Raw genomic sequence first — 20,758 nt, forward strand, 5'->3', positions numbered from 1 at the left:
ATTAACGAGCCACTATTGCAACACCCCGCGCCGCCATACTTTCAAGCAAAAAAAAGGGCGGGAGCCTATAGCCCTCGCCCTTTCTACTTTGTGACTTTCATCACGTTTTAGAAGCGGATTTTTCCGCGCGTCCAGTCCTTGCCGTCCTGCTCGATGTATTCGAGCTGGGCAAGTGTCGCGATTTCTTCGGCGGGAATGCCGGTTTTTTGCTGGATGTAGCGCGCCGAGTCCTCGGTTTTTTGCATCAGCACCGCGCAGCGGCGGCAGTTATCTAAAATGGTTTTTGATACTTCTTGGCCGCGCTGAAACAAATTGATCGTGTGAATGTTAAATTTTCGCCCCACGCGCAATATCTGGCCGTGGTAGCCGCTGGCCTTGCCTGCGGTCTCGGAATGCTCCGCGACTTCTTCGAGTAGCACTTTTAACGGCTGTTTGTTGCCGTCGCCAAGCGCCCACGCGAGCTGGCAAAACTTGTCAAAATCGGCGGGTTTGGTGGCGCGTTTGGGGTGCCATGCGATACGAAAGCCGGATTGTTTCGCGCGCGCCGCGTTGGCCGCTTGGTACACATCGGCGAGCTTATCAAACGTGCGCACGCTCAAGCCTGCTAGCTTGCCCTCGTAATCGCCGAACGGGTCAAAAATCAGGACGTGATCGGTTTTTTCGAGCGTATGCTTTTTCGCATAGCTGGTTTTTCCGCTCTCCGACATGCCAGCGATCCAGATATGGCCGTTTCTTAGCGCGTTGTTCGCGTTGATGGGTTGCATTATGCCGCGTCCTCCTTGGTCTCGTCGTCGGTCTCGTCGTCATCGTTGGCCGCTTCATCGGCCTGCATCGCGGCCAGCGCGGCGTTATCTTCGGCCTGTAGGCGTTTCACCTGGCCGACTGATTCAATGGTTAGACCGCCAACGGCTTTAACCGCCATGATTTCGGCCTCGTATTCGGCCAGCCATTGCGGCAAGATTGCGCCGTACTTAATGAGTGCTGGCGCACAATCGCGCGCGACTTGTTCGCGGCGCTCGTCGCTGATTTCAAAGCGCGGATGCACAAACGCTTTGATCGCCTGCTCAATCCCCATCAATGCAAACATGGCCGACATTGGGGCCATTTCGGCGGCGGCCTGTTCGGCCTCGGCTTCGGCCTGCTCGGCCTGCTCTGCCTGCTCGGTTTCGGCCTTAATGTTTGGATCGTTGGCGGCGTCATAGGCCGCGAGTTCTTCTAATAGCGCGTCATGCTGCGCGCTTTCTTGCTCTGTGTTTTCCATACCTAGCCCTATTATTTTTTATGTTTGTGGTGTTTCTTTGAGTTTGGCGGCCAAGGCCAATAGGCCAACAAGGCCGCCCACGATAGCGGCCACAAGGGCGAACGGTGCCGCCCCCGTCTTGCCCTCGGTTTCGGCCTCAGTCGCCATCATTTCGTCATCGTTGGCGGCCTCTACCGCCATGATTTCCGCCCCTGTTTCGCCCCCTGTTTCGGTCTCTTGGCCTAATGCTGGCGCGGCCTCGCTGGCCGCCAAGGCTTCGAGGCTGTCAACGTGATCGGCAAAAAACGCCTGCGGCGCGTCGCCGTTGCGCTGGTCAACGCCGCATTTATCGCAAATGCTATAAAGCGTCCCCGCGCGGGTTCCGGCCGCGCGGTGAATGGTCATCACGTCACCACAGCCGCAGCGTTTAACGCCTATGGCTTCGTTTTTGGTTTTGCGTTTGGGTAGTGTCATTGGCGCGCCTCCAATTCGTCCAACCGTTCTTTGATGTGTTTCAACTCACTCACAACGCCGCGCATCCACACGATTAACAGCCGCAGCGGTGCCGCGACTTTTACGCCGATCATCGGCGCGGTGCTTAGCGTTTGCGTTTCTTTTTCTAGCTCGTTGATTAACTGACGTTGGTTATCCATAACTGCTCTCTGTTGTTTTTAGTTGTTCGACACTCTCAGCAAAGCGCCGCGCGGCGTCTTTGCTGCCTAGCTCTTGTGCCGCTTGCTGGCGTATTGGCTGCCAGTCGAGCGCGCAATAGTGCGCGCCGCTGTCTTTGTCTAATCGCGTTTCGGCCATGCTCCAGCCTTTCGCACCGGCGGCATAGACTAAAAAGCTATTGAGATTCAACTCAGCGTGCGCGCCGTCAAAGTGTACTAACGGATGGTCACGCGAAACAGTCACGCCGCGCGCTTTGATTTCGGCGTTGATAGCGTCTATCTGGCTATCTGCTTGTTTTAGCCGCGCTTTTAATTTTTCTAGCCGTGTATCGATTTGCGCTTGCGTGAGTTTTTTGGACTTTTTCACAATCGAATACGCCCGAGCACTGGCCGCCACCTGCTTTTTGAGCTTGGAACGTGCTTTTAACCTGGGCGCTTTCCAGGCTTCCAACTGATCGCGCAATCCGGCGATAACTGCGCCCATTCTTTCGGCCTCAAAGCTGGCGACCACTTCAAAGGCAGGGGCGCGGCTGGCGCGCGCGATGTTATAGCGGTTGCCGCGTATCAACCCTTGCTCTGCGTTGGCACCTTTCGCCGCATAGCCTACCGCTTTAATGATGTAGGTTCCGGCGGCCATTGGCTGACGGATGCGCTCTAGCTTGGCGAATCCATGGCCCCAAATCCCTTCTAAACGCGCCGCCCAGTTAGAGAAAAACGGCTTTTCGACGTCCCAGCGCATTAAAAGATGCACATGCGGGTTAGGCTCGCCGTCTTCGTTCGCTGGACACTCCGCGACCCACATATAGTGAAAATCGGCGTCACGGCCTGCGCCGTCGATTTTGGTTGGCTGGCTGTCAATCGGACAGTAAAGGCGGCCGCTTTCCGCGTCGCGCGCGGTCTGGTAGGTTGACGTCCAGCCGCGTTGATACATTTTTTTGGCACCATCCAAAAAGCGCGACACTTCGCGGCCGATGGTCGTTTCTGGCTCTGCGTCATCGGCGCAAAAAAGCCGTTGGCGCGTTTGCTCGTCAAAAGTGAGCGTTAAAAACGTGGTAAAACCACCGTGACACGTCGCCACATATGCCGCCGCTTCAAAAATTTTTCTTACCGCGTTAGCGGTCAGGTTTTCAGTAAAGCGCGCGCCGGTTTGCGCGTCTGGCGCGTCCGTTGGCCGTGGCTGCACATGGATTCCGGCGCGCCATTTGCCTGACCACTCTTGATGCGAGACCACAAAGCGGCGGTTTTTCTCCGGTGCGCTGGCGCTGCCGTCGCTCCACTTTTCCGCGTGAACCGGATCCACAAGGTTTTTTCCCGTTTCACGGTCAATCGATTTTTTTAGCATGCGCGATTTGTGCAAAATCGCTTTTTTCTTATTGCTCTGTCCTGTCGGACTTTCGCACCCTTTGACTAGCCTATGCTCTCCGGCACTTCGTGCCGCCGCTGCGCGGGCGGTTTCGCGCTCGTTGTCACTGAGTGCAAAATTTTGGCGGTGATAATACTGGTGACGGTGTAACTCATGATTTTTGGATACAAAAAAAGCCGCTGGCGTGGAGCCTTCGGCTAGTTGCGGATTTAAGATATTTTTTCGCATCTTGGCGGGGTCACTTTTGACGATCCCCGCCGTGGCGAATAGGACGGCGTTTTGGTCTAGCATGACTTCCTTACTGCTGCCTTTTCAACCAGAGAAAAATCCCCGTTTTCATCAAAAACCCTGTTCATCAAATTGGCCTCGACGTGCTCCACCTCTTTGCAAAACTCCGCCCCGAGCGCCGTCGATATTAAAATCTCTGCATTCAACACCTTAAAACCGGATTCAAGCATCTCAGCGATTAAATTTCGGCAATCATTTGTCAATTGCTCAATAGTTCTATTCCTGCGCGCGGCCGTCGCCTCACTGGCTGCCTGTATCGCGTAATCGCTGGCCTCGTCGCGGTCCATTCCACAATCGACGATACAACACGCGATTTCTTCCAAATCTTTTACTGTCAGCTCAAAGCGCATGCTCATAGCTCGCTATCCTCCACGACCAGAACGCCGACTTGCCGAAACGCCCCCAACATCTCAAACATCAAGACGCTTTCCACCATGACGCCGATAGGCTCCAAGCTCTCTGGCGTGTAAATCGCCATCAGCGCGGGTTCGCGGCCTTTATCGCAGTAGAACACCTGACACGGCGCGATAAAAATCACGCCGCCGACGAACTCCGCGACAAAGCGCGCTTGGTCGCCTTGCTCGTAGATTTGGTATTCGTTGCCGGACGCGGCGCAACGCCATGTGAAGTGGCTTTGCGGCTCACAAGGAGCCGCGCCGCCTGACGTTTCCGCGTGAGCGAAACTGTGTGACGTGGTTGCACTCATACCGCCCCCAAAAAGCGCGCGCGCTTCGCCTGTGCGGCACGTTTGGCCGCGATTTGGTATTCGCGCGAGTAGCGGCGGTCAGGACAACCGCGACGGGTATGTTTTGGTTTTGGTAAGTCGAGATCGCGCCGGATTTTATCAATCCATGCTTTGCCGTTGGCTGGTTCCATGCTGTTGATCCTCTTTGCTCGAGTTCACGAAAACGTCACCGAGCATTAAACATCAACTACTATTCGCATATCAACTGCCATTCCACTATGGATATGATCATTTTGTCAGCCTATTATTTAACAAATGGCATCAATTGACGGTTGAGTAATGAGCGTAATCACTGAATTAATGGACAAAGCAAAAGCCAGGCAGAATCTACCCTCGGACTATGCTTTATCGAAAAAACTAAACTTGAAACACTCCACGGTTTCAAAATGGCGAGTTAATAAAAGTATTCCTAACTGGGAAGCAATCTTTTTACTGGTCGATTTGGCGGGGGAAAGCGATCAAAATGTTGTCTATCGCGTACTGGAAGAAAAAGAGGAAAATGCCCGTCTAATCAAGACGTTAGAGGGTGGCGCACGCCCTGCCCATTGATTTACCACCCTATATATAATGCGCACTGATGTTGGGAGTGTAAATGAGTCATTTAGTCATGTCTGGTTTGAGCCATTCACGCCGTATTGCCTCGATGCTCAATGTGTGCATTGTAATTACTTGAATGACTGATGCGGGAACACATTTTTAATTCGTTGCTGAGTACGATGATCAATACTGCGCGACAGCACGACTTTTGCGGGCTTAAACCGATTGCTATATACCTTTACTGTCCCCGTAAACGGATGACGTTTAGCTATATCTTGGCAATCATGTAAAAAACCTTTGGGTACTTTGCCTTTATGACGCACTAATTGGCCATCCTTAAACGCTATCACCAGCAATGGCCGGTCGATCAACATAAATGCGAAAAATATGGCAAAAGAAATCAGTAAAAAGTAGCCCATACTGCATGCTCACTTATTGATAAAAGGTTTTACATATCCAGCAAGTTGCTAAGATCTTGCTTTAGCGTATCCACTTGCTTATTGGCACTTTCTGAGCGGTTAGCCTCAGACAACAAATATTCAATCGTGTCAGACAAGGTCGCATCAAGCTCATGGGCCTTTTGCGACAGCTTTTCCCATACGCGATAGTCTAAATCGATCGACTTTTTACGCGTTTGCTCTTGCTCAGCATTAAAGTGGCGTTTTCGCTTGGCACGAATGGCTTGTTTGAGTTTTTTATCTAATGATGGCGCCATGTGCTTGTCAATCCACTGTTCAACTCGCGTGGGTTCATGCTCAAGGGCCAGCAACGCATTAACGGCAGTATTTGCCTCGTCTGCGTCGATGTATTTTGTGACAGCGTCACCATCTTTCCATTTTTTTACCAAATAGGCCCATTTCCAGCCTGCTTCAAGGTTTTCGAGTTGTTGATATTTCATATGCCAAGCTTCAGTCACGCCAATGAGTGACAGCGTAACACTAACTCGCTGCCTGTTCAATTATCACACACCTAGATACGCACCCTACCCGTTGGTTATTTATCCCTTCGTTATGGCGCCATTTTATTACCGTAGTGTGTTATCCTTTATGCTTTAACCATTCTAATCTTAGTCAGTAATCATAGACATGCATGAAGTTGATTGGCGTGATGCCAAACCACATTATTCTCAGTTTTCCCCAGACATCGCACAGTTTGAGTATTTAGAGGCCGCCACGCTACTGTCGCTGCAGTCACGTTTAACCCAGGCTCTGCAGTGGTTGATGTCATCTTCGTGCCCGACACGTTGCCTGACCGTCATGTCTGCTGATCTTCCACACTATCTTAATGCATATCGGGATGAGCTAGTCGCAAAATGCCCGAGTTCGCCTGTTTTAATTGGTGAGGCCGTTACAGAGTCGACGCTATTCGGGTTTGCTTATGATAATAATAAAAATGTGACAGCGTCACAAAAAAAATCGGGCTTACTCCATCAAGCCAACGGTGGCGTTTTAATTTTAAAAGTTTCCGATATTTTGCAACAACCTCGTGTTTGGGTGCGTCTGAAGCAATTTTTATCGACAGGTAATCTGGCTTGGCAAACAGCGCGTCCCGATCAAATAACCGAATTGCCCGATGAAAGCCTCGATGTTCGACTGGTATTGGTTGGCGATAGGCAGTGGCTGGCCGATTTTGAAACTAACGAGCCTGACCTTTACGATGGCTTATCTGCTTATGCTGAGTATGAACAAGATATTGAGCTCAACGCAAGTAATATCACGCCCTACTTTTCTTGGTTAAAAGGTATTGTCACCACACTGACCGCTTTAAGTGTCTCCGACTCCGCGCTGGTGCGTTTACTCCAAGCGGGTGCACGAGAAAGTGAAGATCAGTTACGTATGCCACTTTGTCCTATTTGGTATCATCAATTATTGGCTGAATCACTGATGACGGTCGATGAGGTATTAGACGGCAATGCGATTGATGCGGCCATTACGCGCCGTTATCAGCGAGCTGCGTATTTGCCAGAGCGTGCCATTGAAGACATACACAAAGGACAAGTTTTTATTGATACGCGTGGTGAACATATTGGTCAAATCAATGGTCTCACTGTGATTGAAGTGCCCGGTCATCCATTGAGCTACGGCGAGCCAGCTCGGATATCATGTGTGGTTCACTCTGGTGACGGTGATATTGCCGATGTTGAGCGCAAAGCGGAATTAGCCGGCAATATTCACGCCAAAGGAATGATGATTATGCAAGCCTTTGTGAGCGTGGCCCTAAATCTTGATGATCCCCTGCCTTATTCGGCATCCATTGTGTTTGAGCAATCTTATAGCGAAGTCGATGGAGACAGTGCATCATTGGCTGAACTGTGTGCTTTTGTAAGCGCCCTTTCTCAACAACCGATTAATCAAGCCATTGCGATAACGGGAGCCGTCGATCAATTTGGTCGCGTTCAGGCCGTTGGCGGAATCAACGAAAAAATTGAGGGATACTATCAAGTTTGCGCACACCGAGGATTAACTGGCCAGCAAGGTGTGGTGTTGCCGAAAACGAATCTATCATCCCTTTGTTTACGCAATGATGTCGTTGAAGCCATTAAAGCTGGACAGTTTCATATTTGGGCGGTAGATGATGTCGAGCAGGCTCTACCTCTTGTGACGGGTCTCCCATTCTCAGGAGAAGAAGACGAGACATTACTAAGAAAAATATCTAATCGAATAAATCATTTTCATACTGATGAAAAACAAAGCTGCAACAGTTTGTTTAAACGCGTAAAAAACTGGTTTGGCCAGTACTGATCCGAGTTGTTTGGCGTACACGTGTACGCTAAACTGCTCGCAATTGAATAAGGAGCAGTTTAGATATAATGAAACGCCAAAATTCCTATAATCGCGATGATCTACTCGCATCGAGCCAAGGTGAGCTTTTTGGTCCAGGACGTCCACAGCTTCCTGCCCCTAACATGTTGATGATGGACCGTATCACCAACATTACCGATCAAGGCGGTGACTTTGATAAAGGCATAATTGTCGCTGAATTGGATATCAATCCCGATCTATGGTTTTTCGATTGTCATTTCCCTGGTGACCCTGTTATGCCTGGTTGTCTGGGTTTGGATGCGATGTGGCAGCTGGTTGGCTTTTTCTTAGGCTGGATCGGTGGCGAAGGCAAAGGCCGAGCCCTCGGGGTTGGCGAAGTAAAATTCACAGGCCAAGTTCTCCCTACTGCTAAACGCGTTCGTTATGAGATTCATATGAAGCGTGTAATTAATCGCAAACTGGTAATGGGTGTTGGTGATGGCCATGTCTTTGTCGATGATAAAGAGATTTACGTCGCTAAAGATTTAAAAGTCGGTCTATTCCAAGACACATCGGCATTCTAAGCGTTTCAGTAAAGCCGGTGCCTTCGCCGGCTTTACTATTATTTGTTCTCCCCCGTTAATTTTCCCTTTCCCTTTCCCTTTCGAGACTTACGTTAATGTGATAATGATTTTCAGAATTTTCATATAGGTAATTAATGAAATAGGATTATACGTATAAAGTTATAGTGCGTTAGGTGGGTATTAAAAAGGCCTTATCTAATGATAAGGCCAAACATATTACGGAAATGGACTACTTCATCATCTCTGATTTACTTGTTCTGCCTTCGCGCCACCCGCCAAGCCAGTAGCTTCTTGCATCAGTTTGTTGGTAAGGACATATCTCAGACGATCGACCGTTTACTCCCGCTTGAAAGCCTTTTGACTGTGCGCGTTCCAAACGATCTCGCTTCTGTCTTTTCATAGGGTCGCCCTCTTCATTCCATCTTGTTCAATGCTGCGCTTGCTATTCGCAAGAATGCTCCCGTCCATGACGTTTTTATGAAGCATCAACTACAGCTTCGATCATGAACATTTTTTAATCAAGCACTATCGCTGCTGTAAAAGACAAACTGTGAGTCATCTCCCCCCAAAAGTGACACCGTCACTCACTCTCTTGTTGCATTGCCTCCAAGGCTTCCCAACGTTCAAACGCTTGCTCAAGCTCGTGTTCCGCCTCTGCCAATCGGGTAAGTTTAGGCTGAGTAATCTCCTGACTTTTCGAGAAAAAATCAGGATCATTCATCTCTGATTGCAAGACTTCAATTTCGTTTTCTAATGCTTCAAGCTGCGCAGGTAAACCTTCCAATTCACGCTGTAATTTGTACGAAAGCTTCCGCGGTTTACTTTTCGGTTTTGCCGTCTTTTGTTCCGTATCAGCGTGACGGTTTGATGGGGTACCTTTATCATTTGGGGTAATCGCTTTGAGGTATTGCTCACGTTGTTGCTGCGCATCGTGATAGCCACCCACAAACTTATTGATCGTGCCGTCCCCTTCAAATATCCAACTGTGGGTCACCGTATTATCAACAAACTGTCGATCGTGACTGACTAACAACAAGGTTCCTTGGAACTGAGAGAGTAAGTCTTCCAGCAGCTCTAACGTCTCAATGTCCAAATCGTTTGTTGGCTCATCAAGCACTAAGAGATTCGCAGGCTTGAGGAAAAGTTTGGCTAACAGTAAGCGATTTTTCTCTCCTCCCGAGAGGGCCTTTACCGGAGTTTGTGCACGTCGTGGATGGAATAAGAAATCTTGCAGATACCCCATCACGTGGCGCTTACGTCCACCGACTTCAACTTCTGTTTTTCCTCCCGCCAAGTTATCAATCACGGTCTTTTCCGGATCGAGTTTTTCGCGGTATTGGTCAAAGTAGGCCACATCCAGCTTGGTGCCAACATGTAAAGAGCCACTGTCGGGCGTCAGCGTCTCTAGCATCAGTTTTAGCAGTGTGCTTTTTCCGCATCCGTTGGGGCCGATTAGCGCGATGCGATCACCACGCATCACCGTAAAGCTCAGCGGTTTAATTAACGGTTCATCTTGATAAGTGAATGTCACGTTTTCAGCTTCAAAAACAATTTTTCCTGAACGCGTTGCATCATCCAGTTGCAAGTTGGCGTTACCTTGTAACTCTACGCGGTTAGCGCGCTCTTGACGTAACGCTTTCAGTTCTCGCACCCTTCCCTCATTACGAGTACGACGTGCTTTAATACCTTGACGAATCCATGATTCTTCTTGGGCCAGTTTTTTATCAAACTCAGCGTTTTGCTCAGCTTCAACCCGTAGTGCCTCTTCTTTACCATCAAGGTAGGCTTGATAATTCCCCGGCCAGGATGTCAGCTTACCGCGATCTAAGTCGACAATGCGTGTTGCCATGGCGCCGATGAACGAACGATCGTGTGAGATAAATACGATCGCGCCCCGAAAGTCTTTCAAAAATTGCTCTAACCACAGAATGGTCGATACATCAAGATGGTTAGTCGGCTCGTCGAGGAGCAATACATCGGGCTCGCAAACCAGAGCCCGGGCTAATGCTGCCTTGCGCTGCCAGCCACCTGACAACGCGTTGAGCGCGGTATTACCATCCAGCCCAAGGGCACCAAGAACCACCATAATTTGGTTATCAAAGCGCCATGCATCGGCATGATCTAGCGCTTCTTGTACCTTTGCCAGCTCGGCGATGTTTCGATCGCTAGGATCGGTTTCGATCGTTGCGATCAGTTGATGGTATTGCTTAAGCTTATCGCCCGCATCGGCAAGCCCTTCCGCGACATAGTCAAACACGGAACCTGGGCTATCTCGAGGTGGATCTTGCTCCAGTCGTGAGACTTTAAGCTCGGATTGACTTTGAATAGTGCCATCATCAAGTTGCACTTGTCCGTCGATGACCTTCATCAACGTAGACTTGCCTGCGCCATTACGTCCAACCAAACAAACACGCTCTCCAGGCTGAAGAATGAAGTCTGTTTTGTCTAACAATGGATTGTCGCCATACGCTAACTGCGCAGCGGTAATTTTAATTAATGCCATGTTGCGATAACCAAGCTTGTAGTTGTATGTGATCAAACGGCCAGCCTAACTCTGCGCTCACCTCTCCTGCTTGATTGCGAATTGCAATCACCGGAATAGTGACGCCGTAACGCTCAAAGAGCGTATCGTCAAAGGCAATATCTTGGGTTGCAAGTGGCGTTTGATAACCGAGTGATTGATAAAGTGACCAGGCTTGCTCACACAGATGACAGCCTTCGGTACTGAATAACACGAGTGTCATGCAACCACGTCCTGATGCTGAATAATCCAACAATTGTGAATATGGGGATTACGTGCAAAGTCTTCTGGGATCGAACGCTTACTCATATTTTCTGCATTAAGTCCGGCATCGGCCAATCGCTCAAGATCCATCTTAAAGTGGCGTTTGTTATTAGAGAAAATAATTTCGCCCCCTTGACGCAACCGTGCTTTGAGAGCCAATAGTAAATCGATGTGATCGCGTTGCACGTCAAAGGTTGTCTGCATCCGCTTCGAGTTAGAGAAAGTCGGTGGATCAACAAAAATAAGATCAAATTGTTGGTCCGATTGCTCTATCCACTGCAAGCAGTCGGCCTGTTCAAACTGATGCTGACGCCCGACCATTCCGTTAAGCTTCATATTGCGCTCAGCCCACGCAAGATACGTTTTCGACATATCCACGGTGGTCGTTGACCGTGCACCACCGACCGCTGCATGTACCGATGCACTTCCCGTATAAGCAAACAGGTTAAGTACATCTTTTCCAGCCGCTTTCTCGCCAATTAGTCGACGTGTGTAGCGATGATCGAGAAACAAGCCGGTATCGAGGTAGTCATAAAGATTAACCTCAAGTGTTACACCGTATTCCTGTACGGTCATAGTATGCGCGGCACCTGACAGCTTTTGGTATTGATTATTACCTTTTTGCTTCTCACGCGTTTTGAGCACAACTTTATTCGCATCAACACCTGTGACAGCAATGGCAGCACGCACCATATCCAGCAATCGCCGACGTGCCTTTTCTGGGGCGATCGTCTTAGGTGCCGCATATTCTTGGATCACTAAAAAGTCGCGATAGCGATCAATCGCGGCTTTGTAATCCGGCAGGTCAGCATCATAGAGTCGATAACACTCGATGGCCTCTTTTTTCGCCCATTTATCCAATTTTGTCATGTTTTTACGGAGCCGATTAGCAAAGTCAGGAGCAACGTCAACCGTCGGGGCTGCATCTCCTGCCTCTTTCACGCCACGTGCGGTAATGGCATACGTTTTCATTACACAATCAAGGGCGCCATTGCGCAGTGCAAACTTGTCATCGGCACGCATCCGCAGACAACTAAGCAGCTCGTCCGAGCCGGAATATAAAGAGACAGTGTTACCTGCAAACGCGAGCTTAAGATGGTCACCCAGCTGCGTGTACAACGCAATCAGTCCAGGCGTCGTGCCTAAACGCTCACCGTAAGGGGGGTTTGAGATAATATGCCCTCCGGTGAAGTCTTCTGGCGGGACCACCTCAGTGGCATCTGCGACATTAAATTCGATCAATTCTGCGACACCCGCGCGTCGGGCGTTTGCCCGGGCCGTCTCAATCATACGTGCATCATTGTCTGTCCCATAAAAACGCGTTTGGCATTGGCTCACCCCGCGTTTAGCTTTAACGCTCGCCTCTGCTTTGATCGTTTTAAAAGCCTCGTCATCAAAACCAAGCAGTGATTCAAAGCCCCAACGTTTGCGCTTAAGCCCAGGAGCGACATTCGCGGCAATCATCGCCCCTTCAATCAGAAGCGTTCCGGAACCACACATGATATCCATCATAGGTTGCCCGCTTTGCCACCCACTGCGTAACACTAACGCTGCTGCATGGGTTTCGCGTAAAGGAGCCGCCCCTGCCTGAGTACGATATCCTCGTTGGTGCAAACCACTGCCAACCATATCAATACCGAGCACACCTTTATCTTTCGACAAGCGCATGTGAATGCGTAAGTCTGGTTGCTCACGATCAATACTTGGCCGTGGCAGATTGGCTTTTTCAAATTTATCGACAATCGCATCTTTGACTTTTAAGGCACCATATTGGCTATTGCGAATCTCTTGGTTAGTACCGTTAAAGTCAACCGCTATGCGCTGGCTGGAATGGAAATGATCCGGCCAATTAATCGCCGTAGCGCCAAGGTATAAATCCATATCATCGCGAACCGCGAACTCACCCAGCACCAGCACAAAACGGGATGCAACCCGACTCCACAAACAACATTGATAAAGCGTGGAATCGTCGGCTTTAAATTTTACACCGGCATGGACTTGCTTAAGGCTGGATGCACCAAGCTGTTCAAGCTCCTGAGCCAACAAATGCTCGAGACCTCGAGCGGTTATAGCGAGATAGTGTTTCATTGAGTCTCTACACCCTCTGGGCGTGGTTGTCATAATGGCGCCGATTATACATCAATCTGACCCGCCCCGTTGACCCAAGGCGAAACAATCTCCGTTGAATGGTGAATTAATCGCCACCCCACTGTTTCTGTAAAGAATCAACCACCCGATGATTATTGTTTCCCTCAGGAATCCTATCTCAGCAAACCCTGACTGACTACGTTTCCTGGTGGAAACACGACCTAATCAAGGCGCGCCACGTCTAGCATGGAGCGTTAGAAAATATAACGTGTAAGCATTCACTTTGCCTTGAGAGGCGAGTTATGGCGGGTTGATAGGCGTGTAGAATTCGATTATTTCCCACTAGGAATTAGGTTAGACCCTAAAAAACTGGTATATACCAGGCGGCAGTTAAGGAAAGAATTGTTGCTGTAAAACAGGAAAAAGCGGTAAAGATTTGCCGTTAAAGCGGATAAAAACGCGACGAAAATACCCAATTTTAGACATTATTGGTGCACGTTTTTTGCTCAAACGTGAAGAGAGATCACAGGTTTTAGACGCACCTGTTTGGTATCAGAAACATTAATCGCGCAAAAAGAAGTGGGAATAGTGACGTCAAATCTAGGGGAAAGGTTGGATAAAAGAAAACGTGAGCTGAGTGAAAGCCACTCAGCCCACTAACGCAAAGCGACCTTTTTGGCTATTAGTTTGGTGTTTAGATTGCGATAGCCGGTCGTTCATTACTTTAATCGCACCACAAAACGCCATGGTTTTATTTGCGCTCAGTTCAAAATCGGCTTCGCGAGCGAGCATGCATAGCGAGGCTGAACCGGCGTTTTCTATAATAATAAATGGCGCCCTGTCCCCGGTTTGGCTCGTGAGTTCGACAATCTGCCCCCACTCGGGTGCGGCGATCGTTTCTTGTTGCGTCTCAAAAAACCAACTTTTGGGTAGCACAGGTTTGTGGAAGCGATGGGCTGCCACTGCGTTCAAAGCAAGCTCTGCCCGGCGCGGCCCGGACAGTGACAGTAATGACAGAGGATCTGTCAGATACTGAAAAAGCGATGCGTCCTCAACTGAAAATGGGGATGTCGAGAACGCATCAGGGATGAGATGTTTGGCATTGATCGCCACGCGAAAAACCATGTCATCACCCAAATCGAGCATCAGTGATGTCGATGCATCATCGAAATACCATCTCCATGCATTGTTAGGTTTTAACATACTTCAGCTCCCGCGAAGACTCAAAAACTGGGGGTCTGGCGATATCAAGACTGCCATTGACTGAAGTGTAATGGGTTGAGGGCAAAAAAAAAGGGAAGAAACCCTCCCCCTTTTCGCCTTAAGACTTTATTTTTTAAATTAAATATGACGAACGATTTGCTTCACTAAGCCTGGACCTTGATAAATAAGTCCTGAATAGAGTTGCACTAAATCAGCTCCAGCCTCCAACTTTTCACGTGCCGCTGTCACTGAGTCAATACCGCCAACGCCAATGATCGGCATTGCTCCATTGAGTGCGCGATGAAGTTGACGAATCACTTCCGTACTTTTCAACTGTACCGGCCGGCCACTTAATCCACCAGCTTCACGGTAGTGCGGCATCCCATCCACCAGCGAACGCTCTAACGTCGTATTGGTCGCAATCACGCCATCAATGTTATGGCGAACCAAACTATCAGCGACGTGTTGGATCTCATCACAACTTAAATCAGGTGCAATCTTCACTGCAAGGGGGACATATTTGCCGTGTGTTTCGGCTAATTGACCTTGTTCCTTTTTTAACGCACTGAGCAACTCGTCAAATATGTTGCCATATTGCAAACTTCGTAACCCGGGAGTGTTCGGTGAGGAAATGTTAACCGCAATATAATCAGCATACGGATATACTTTTTGCATGCAGGCAATGTAGTCATCGGTGCCCTGCTCAATGGGTGTATCTTTATTTTTACCGATATTAATACCGAGCACACCCGTAAAATTTTTCGCCTGTTTCACGTTTTCAATCAGGGCCTCAACACCATGATTGTTAAACCCCATTCGGTTAATAATTCCTTCCGCCGCTTTAAGGCGAAAGAGGCGCGGTTTATCATTACCTGGTTGGGCGCGTGGGGTAACCGTCCCCACTTCCACAAAGCCAAACCCCATGGCGCCAAACGCTTCTATACACTCACCATTTTTATCTAACCCTGCGGCTAAGCCTACTGGATTGGTAAAATGCAGTCCCATGACAGTCACTGGGCGAGGAGGAAGATGCTGAGAGTATAAAAAGCGAAGCGGTGTGTGATGGAAACGGGAAAGCGTTTTGATGGTTAAGTCGTGTGCTTTTTCTGGATCTAACTGAAAGATAGCCGGTCTGGCGAGGCGGTATAGCATTATCCCTCCTAATAAAAAAGCCCCGTTATAAACGGGGCTAGATTATTGCGTTATTGGCGCACTAATTCAATTTAAATTTAGTAACGACAATTCACGCAGCGCGACAGAGAACTTGGCAAACTCATGCATAGAACCGACTTTGAACTCATCGACAATGCTTTGCCAACGGCTCAGGATTACAGCATGATCATCCATCCACTGCGTTAACCCTGTCTCGGCATCGTGTTGTGAATCCATCTCTGAAACGATGCGAGCGGTCAATAAGCGCTGTTGCCAGTCAAGATCTTCACGGAACGAGGCGCGGGCAAGCGCTTGCCAGTGGTTATCAACCGGCTGGTTATTGATTTGCTTCAAGAACCAGTGCAGTGATAAACGATCACCCAGTACATAGTACAAGCGCGCCACTAGCTCGAATGGCTTGTCGAGTTGTTCTGACACTTGGGCAAGATCTAATCCCGAGAACACGCTCGTCAGGCGACAAACCTTGTTCGCAAGCGCATCAGGTACACCCGCTTTTATCAATGCCTCCGCTTGTTGATCATGCTCGGTGATCTCACCCTCAACCAAATACTGATCGAGGTGATCCACCAAGTTTTGCAATGCGGGACGATAAAAGCCAACTTGAGCCTCAATACTCTCTCCTTTGCGTTTGTTACGTAACATCCAACGGGTTGCACGGCGTAACATTCGGCGACAGCGGAATATGATGTCATACTGCACTTTGGCGCTCACATGATTATCGAGCTCGCGCACATCATCAAATAGCTGCTCAAAACCAAACACCTCTCTGGCAATGGCATAAGACTTAGCAATATCACTCACACTGGCGCCGGTCTCATCTTGCATGCGGGTCACAAAGTTAAAACCCATGTCATTCGACATTTGATTCGCCAGTGCGGTGGCAATGATCTCACCACGCAGTGGATGAGATTCCATCTCGCCTCTATAGTGACGTTGTAACTCTTTAGGGAAGTAACTAGGGAGTAGCTGTCCGAAGTGAGCATCTTGCGTGACATCATCAACAACCAGCTGCTCTTTGAGAACCATTTTGCCGTAGGCAACCAATACAGCAATTTCTGGGCGCGTTAAACCGGTGCCACGCAAGTTACGTTCAGACAAGGTTTCATCGTCTGGCAGATATTCAAGCGCCCGATCGAGCTTACCCTCTTTCTCTAAATAGTGAATAAACCGGATTTGCTCTTTTAACAGAGCGGCCTGCTGGTTATGGGTGACAGAGATCGACTCACTTTGACTATAAGCATCCTCGAGCACGATGTCAGACACTTCGTCTTCCATTCGCTCCAGCAACTCATTGCGCTTTTTCATGGTCAGATCACCGGCCGCCACCAGCCCATTAAGCAGGATCTTGATGTTGACCTCGTTATCCGAGCAATCGACACCACCGACATTATCAATAAAGTCGGTATTCACTCGACCGCCGTTAAGCGCATACTCAATTCGCCCTAATTGGGTCATGCCAAGGTTACCGCCCTCACCAATGATACGAGCACCCACTTCATTGCCGTTGACACGCAAACCATCATTAGCACGGTCACCTACCGAGGTATGGGTTTCGCTCGATGACTTAACATAGGTGCCGATACCGCCATTCCAAAGCAGATCAACCTTGGCTTTTACGATCTGTTTAATCAGATCGTTAGGCGCCATCGTCTGCTTACGGGTGCCGAGCAGCTTTTGTATCTCCGGCGTTAAGGTGATTGATTTCGCACGGCGAGAAAACACCCCCCCACCTTTGGCTATCAACTGAGTATCGTAGTCTTCCCAAGTTGACCGCGGCAAATTGAAGAGACGTTGGCGCTCTTCCCAGCTTTTCGCGGCATCTGGATCGGGATCAATAAAGATATGCATGTGGTTAAACGCTGCGACTAAGCGAATATGCTTGGAAAGCAGCATGCCATTACCAAACACATCGCCGCCCATATCGCCAATGCCGACACAGGTAAAGTCCGTGGTTTGACAGTTAATATCAATTTCACGGAAGTGGCGTTTTACCGATTCCCAAGCACCTGCGGCCGTAATCCCCATTTTTTTGTGGTCATACCCATTCGAGCCACCGGACGCAAAAGCATCTCCCAGCCAAAAGTTATATTGCGCTGAGACACTGTTCGCTAAATCAGAGAAAGTTGCCGTTCCCTTATCTGCCGCGACGACTAAATAGGCGTCATCGTCGTCATGACGGACCACATGGTCAGGCGGCGTCAAGGTGCCTTCGACAATGTTATCGGTAATATCAAGTAACCCTTGGATAAAGATTCGATAGCATCGCTTACCCTCAGCAATGATCGCATCCCGCTCAGTTAACTGATGTTGACGCTTGCAGACAAAGCCCCCTTTCGCCCCGACTGGCACAATCACGGTGTTTTTGACCTGCTGCGCTTTCACCAAGCCTAAGACTTCGGTACGGAAGTCTTCTTGGCGATCGGACCAACGAAGTCCACCACGCGCGACTTTACCACCGCGTAAGTGCACCCCTTCTACATCGGGGGAGTAAACAAAGATCTCAAACGCGGGAACCGGCTTAGGCATATCCGGAATATCCGATGCTTGCAGTTTTAGCGATAGATAGGGTTTGTCTTGGCCATTGTCCGGATCTTTCTGGAAAAAGTTTGTGCGCATGGTCGCGAGCATGATTTCCATGTATCGACGAATAATACGGTCATCATCCAAACTCTCAACATTGTCGAGTGCCTCTTCAATCTCGTGAATAATCGCATCTCGTTCTCGCTTGTTTTGCTTACCCGCAGGGTCAAAGCGTCGATTAAACAACCTGACCAAGAACCCAGCAAGATGCGGGTGCGAAGCTAATGTATCCTCGATATACGCCTGACTGAAAGGAAAGCCAATCTGGCGCATATACCGAGCATAGGCGCGTAGAATCGTGACTTCTCGTCCGGATAACCCCGCGTTTAATACCAAGCGGTTAAAACCGTCATTATCCAAGCGGCCATGCCAAATGTCGGCAAATGCATGTTGGAAGCGATCGCGCGCATTACCAAGATCAAACGCTGCTCCCGCACTGTGCAACATAGAGAAGTCGAGAATCCAATACACATCCCCCTGGCTGGTTTCAACCTCATACGGCGATTCGCCGATCACACGCAGCCCTAGATTTTCTAGCATCGGCATTACATCCGATAAATGGATCGGCTCCCCCTTTTGGAAAAGCTTTAGGCTAATGGCATTAGATTGATGGCTAACTTCTTGCGGCCTGTAGAGCAACATATCGAGTTTATTGTCATCACTGAGCCCTTCTAGGCGCTCAATATCCGCCACTGCTGACCCTGGTAACATCGCTTCTTTGTAGGAACGCGGAAACGCACGCAAATACCGTTTCGCGATCGGTGTACCACGATTTTCACCAAAATTAGCAATCACGGCTTCTTGTAAACGATCATCCCACGATGACGCTGCCTCTGTGAGGTTTTGTTCGATTTTTTTCACATCAATATCGAAGTTATTATTTTCCACTCGGACAATATAATGCGTCCGCGCCAGCGGGCTTTCCGAGAAAAAAGTGGTAAATTCAACCGTCTGATCTGATCCAAAGTATTGCTGAAAAATACGCTGGGTTTGACGACGGAACTCGGTGTTATAGCGCTCTCGGGTGATATACACCATGCACGAAAAAAAACGACCAAACGGATCACGACGCACAAATACACGGAGCATGTCGCGGTCTTGCATTTGTACCACGCCCATTCCCACATTGCGCATTTCGTCTTCTGTCGCTTGGAACAGCTCATCACGCGGGTAGTTTTCTAGGATATTAGCCAGCGCTTTCCACGCGTGTGATTCGCGATAAAAACCGCTGTTATCAAGGATACGGCGTACTTTATTACGCAGCACCGGAATGCTAGCGGTAGACTGGTTATAAGCAGACGATGCATAGAGCCCAGTAAACCGGTGCTCGCCGATCACATTACCGTTGCTATCAAACTTTTTGATCCCGATATAATCGACATAAGCCGGACGGTGAACCCGAGATTTCGCATTACTTTTGGTAAGCACTAACAGCTCTTTTTTCAGCGCTTCTGCTCGGGCTGACTCAGGCATTTCGGATAAACGCAGAGCCTGGGGGGATTTGTGCTTTTTAGCTAAACCTAGTGCGTCACAGTCACTGCTTGCGCGAAGCTCGTAATCGCCTTCAACCGGAACCAGGTCAAAGCACTTGTAGCCCATAAAGGTAAAGTTATTGTCCGTGATCCAACTTAGGAACTCGACAGCTTCTTGGCGGCGCTCATCATCAATCGGTAATTGGGTGTCTTTTAATGATGCTAATAGCTCAAGCATTTGCGCGCGCATTGGCTTCCAGTCGTTCACCACCATTACGACATCGGTCAAGGTTTCAGAGAGCTCAGATTCAAGTGCTGCCATCTCTGAGTCATCTGACATCTTGTCGATTTCAATATGGAACGTGCTTTGGAATTGGCCGTCCTCACTGCCAATGCCGACCACATCTCCCTGCTCATTCTTGCGCGCTTTGATCGGGCTATTCAGCATCAAGTGCGTTGTGATACCTAAGCGATTAAGGGCCATACGCACAGAATCGACAAGGAAGGGGGCATCTGGAGCGAGGATTTCAACAATCGTGTGGGTTGATTGCCATCCATTTCCGCTCAGGCTTGGGTTAAAAACTTTAACAAAGACTTTATCTTGTTCAAACGTGTTGAGATGGTGCCATAAGCTCATTACTGCACCATAAAGATCTGACTCATTGCGTTCCTGCAAATCGTCATCAGATACTTGACCCAATATCCTTTTGGCTAACGCATCGACAAGTGGTTGTTGAGGATCATCGAGTTTATCAGCGATGAGTTGATAAACCTTCTCAAGTAACACTGGTACTATAGGGTCACGCGAGGTCATTCTGGCACTCCGTTGTCCTTTTTAGAACATTATCATTGTGAGTCGTCATCAGAGGTAAACATTGCGTTAACAAACGCACTGTCTAGTGTAAGGCTTGGATAGCAAAAACGTTATAGATAAACGGCTGGATTTACGCGATTTTCGCGAGAATGTGACTGGTGTGGCTATTTAATTAGAGATTGGATGAGGCTTTAACCAACGCCTATTAAGCAACGCGCATTAACGATTGAAAGCGGTGGTGCGCGTCCGTCGTCAGTTTAAAACGCCCCCTAATGCCAAGCTGTGAAAGAAAAGGCCGAAAGCGAGACGCCGGGATTTGTAAGCGCAGCCCTTGGTCCGTGGTCACAACCACATTCGCAGCTGCACCACTGTAGTAATGCTGATACTCAGAATAGGCAATATAGACGCTAAAAAAGTACTCCATGGTTCACTTTTTAATCCGCTCATAAGTTTATTCGTTAAAAAGCCGCCCAA

At 48.9% G+C, this 20,758-nt stretch carries 21 protein-coding genes; 3 read left to right on the forward strand and 18 right to left on the reverse strand.

Annotation, left to right across the window (positions count from 1 at the left end; translation table 11 throughout):
- Window positions 1-107: 107 nt before the first annotated feature.
- Genes BZG76_RS06055 through BZG76_RS15350 form a run of 8 tightly spaced genes read right to left on the reverse strand, consistent with a single transcriptional unit; the run spans window position 108 to window position 4,438 of the window.
- The gene (locus tag BZG76_RS06055) at window positions 108-764 is read right to left on the reverse strand and encodes an ATP-binding protein (RefSeq protein ID WP_077460542.1); all 657 of its coding nucleotides are present in this window, start codon (window positions 762-764) and stop codon (window positions 108-110) included.
- Complete coding sequence (locus BZG76_RS06060) at window positions 764-1,261, reverse strand: hypothetical protein (RefSeq protein ID WP_077460543.1); 498 nt, start codon at window positions 1,259-1,261, stop codon at window positions 764-766. The genes BZG76_RS06055 and BZG76_RS06060 overlap by 1 nt, the downstream gene beginning before the upstream one ends.
- Before the next feature lie 18 nt (window positions 1,262-1,279).
- Window positions 1,280-1,714 (reverse strand): hypothetical protein, encoded by a 435-nt coding sequence (locus BZG76_RS06065; protein ID WP_077460544.1) that lies wholly within the window; start codon window positions 1,712-1,714, stop codon window positions 1,280-1,282.
- Window positions 1,711-1,893, reverse strand: a complete 183-nt coding sequence (locus BZG76_RS06070; RefSeq protein WP_077460545.1) for a hypothetical protein — start codon at window positions 1,891-1,893, stop codon at window positions 1,711-1,713. The genes BZG76_RS06065 and BZG76_RS06070 overlap by 4 nt, the downstream gene beginning before the upstream one ends.
- Window positions 1,886-3,565, reverse strand: coding sequence for a rolling circle replication-associated protein (locus BZG76_RS06075; RefSeq protein ID WP_077460546.1), 1,680 nt, complete (start codon window positions 3,563-3,565; stop codon window positions 1,886-1,888). Before BZG76_RS06075 ends, BZG76_RS06070 begins: the two co-directional genes overlap by 8 nt.
- Window positions 3,559-3,918, reverse strand: a complete 360-nt coding sequence (locus BZG76_RS06080) for a hypothetical protein (RefSeq protein ID WP_077460547.1) — start codon at window positions 3,916-3,918, stop codon at window positions 3,559-3,561. The genes BZG76_RS06075 and BZG76_RS06080 overlap by 7 nt, the downstream gene beginning before the upstream one ends.
- On the reverse strand, window positions 3,915-4,268 hold the full coding sequence (locus BZG76_RS06085) for a hypothetical protein (protein ID WP_077460548.1): 354 nt from the start codon (window positions 4,266-4,268) through the stop codon (window positions 3,915-3,917). Before BZG76_RS06085 ends, BZG76_RS06080 begins: the two co-directional genes overlap by 4 nt.
- A complete protein-coding gene (locus BZG76_RS15350) occupies window positions 4,265-4,438 on the reverse strand; it encodes a hypothetical protein (protein ID WP_158011329.1) in 174 nt (57 codons plus the stop codon). Before BZG76_RS15350 ends, BZG76_RS06085 begins: the two co-directional genes overlap by 4 nt.
- A gap of 148 nt (window positions 4,439-4,586) precedes the next feature.
- Here BZG76_RS15350 and BZG76_RS06090 point away from each other — a divergent pair, with 148 nt between their 5' ends.
- Window positions 4,587-4,856 (forward strand): transcriptional regulator, encoded by a 270-nt coding sequence (locus BZG76_RS06090; protein ID WP_131825314.1) that lies wholly within the window; start codon window positions 4,587-4,589, stop codon window positions 4,854-4,856.
- A gap of 116 nt (window positions 4,857-4,972) precedes the next feature.
- Here BZG76_RS06090 and BZG76_RS06095 read toward each other — a convergent pair whose 3' ends face one another.
- Both BZG76_RS06095 and matP read right to left on the reverse strand, forming a co-directional pair.
- A complete protein-coding gene (locus tag BZG76_RS06095) occupies window positions 4,973-5,263 on the reverse strand; it encodes a DUF3634 family protein (protein ID WP_077460550.1) in 291 nt (96 codons plus the stop codon).
- A gap of 29 nt (window positions 5,264-5,292) precedes the next feature.
- Window positions 5,293-5,742, reverse strand: a complete 450-nt coding sequence (gene matP / locus BZG76_RS06100; protein WP_077460551.1) for a macrodomain Ter protein MatP — start codon at window positions 5,740-5,742, stop codon at window positions 5,293-5,295.
- 187 nt (window positions 5,743-5,929) lie between these two features.
- On the opposite strand from matP, the gene BZG76_RS06105 reads away from it, so the two are divergent.
- Complete coding sequence (locus BZG76_RS06105) at window positions 5,930-7,585, forward strand: AAA family ATPase (protein WP_077460552.1); 1,656 nt, start codon at window positions 5,930-5,932, stop codon at window positions 7,583-7,585.
- Between the two features lie 68 nt (window positions 7,586-7,653).
- Window positions 7,654-8,169, forward strand: coding sequence for a bifunctional 3-hydroxydecanoyl-ACP dehydratase/trans-2-decenoyl-ACP isomerase (gene fabA / locus BZG76_RS06110; protein WP_077460553.1), 516 nt, complete (start codon window positions 7,654-7,656; stop codon window positions 8,167-8,169).
- A 229-nt stretch (window positions 8,170-8,398) separates the two neighbouring features.
- Here fabA and rmf read toward each other — a convergent pair whose 3' ends face one another.
- The 8 genes from rmf to BZG76_RS06150 all read right to left on the reverse strand — a co-directional run bounded on the left by rmf (window position 8,399) and on the right by BZG76_RS06150 (window position 20,708).
- The gene (gene rmf, locus BZG76_RS06115) at window positions 8,399-8,569 is read right to left on the reverse strand and encodes a ribosome modulation factor (protein WP_077460554.1); all 171 of its coding nucleotides are present in this window, start codon (window positions 8,567-8,569) and stop codon (window positions 8,399-8,401) included.
- Window positions 8,570-8,749: 180 nt separating this feature from the next.
- Window positions 8,750-10,672: an ATP-binding cassette ATPase Uup gene (uup, locus tag BZG76_RS06120; RefSeq protein WP_021023219.1), complete on the reverse strand. Its 1,923-nt coding sequence runs from the start codon at window positions 10,670-10,672 to the stop codon at window positions 8,750-8,752.
- Window positions 10,659-10,913 (reverse strand): glutaredoxin family protein, encoded by a 255-nt coding sequence (locus tag BZG76_RS06125; protein ID WP_077460555.1) that lies wholly within the window; start codon window positions 10,911-10,913, stop codon window positions 10,659-10,661. The genes uup and BZG76_RS06125 overlap by 14 nt, the downstream gene beginning before the upstream one ends.
- Window positions 10,910-13,042: a bifunctional 23S rRNA (guanine(2069)-N(7))-methyltransferase RlmK/23S rRNA (guanine(2445)-N(2))-methyltransferase RlmL gene (gene rlmKL / locus BZG76_RS06130; protein ID WP_077460556.1), complete on the reverse strand. Its 2,133-nt coding sequence runs from the start codon at window positions 13,040-13,042 to the stop codon at window positions 10,910-10,912. The genes BZG76_RS06125 and rlmKL overlap by 4 nt, the downstream gene beginning before the upstream one ends.
- A gap of 648 nt (window positions 13,043-13,690) precedes the next feature.
- The gene (locus tag BZG76_RS06135; RefSeq protein ID WP_021023222.1) at window positions 13,691-14,245 is read right to left on the reverse strand and encodes a cell division protein ZapC; all 555 of its coding nucleotides are present in this window, start codon (window positions 14,243-14,245) and stop codon (window positions 13,691-13,693) included.
- 138 nt (window positions 14,246-14,383) lie between these two features.
- Window positions 14,384-15,397, reverse strand: a complete 1,014-nt coding sequence (pyrD, locus tag BZG76_RS06140) for a quinone-dependent dihydroorotate dehydrogenase (RefSeq protein WP_077460557.1) — start codon at window positions 15,395-15,397, stop codon at window positions 14,384-14,386.
- A gap of 66 nt (window positions 15,398-15,463) precedes the next feature.
- On the reverse strand, window positions 15,464-20,284 hold the full coding sequence (locus BZG76_RS06145; RefSeq protein WP_077460558.1) for an NAD-glutamate dehydrogenase: 4,821 nt from the start codon (window positions 20,282-20,284) through the stop codon (window positions 15,464-15,466).
- Between the two features lie 205 nt (window positions 20,285-20,489).
- Window positions 20,490-20,708: a DUF2835 domain-containing protein gene (locus tag BZG76_RS06150; protein ID WP_021023225.1), complete on the reverse strand. Its 219-nt coding sequence runs from the start codon at window positions 20,706-20,708 to the stop codon at window positions 20,490-20,492.
- Between the last annotated feature and the right edge of the window lie 50 nt (window positions 20,709-20,758).

Origin of the sequence: Salinivibrio sp. AR647 (genome assembly GCF_001995415.1) — a bacterium.
GTDB classification, from domain to species: Bacteria; Pseudomonadota; Gammaproteobacteria; order Enterobacterales; family Vibrionaceae; genus Salinivibrio; species Salinivibrio costicola.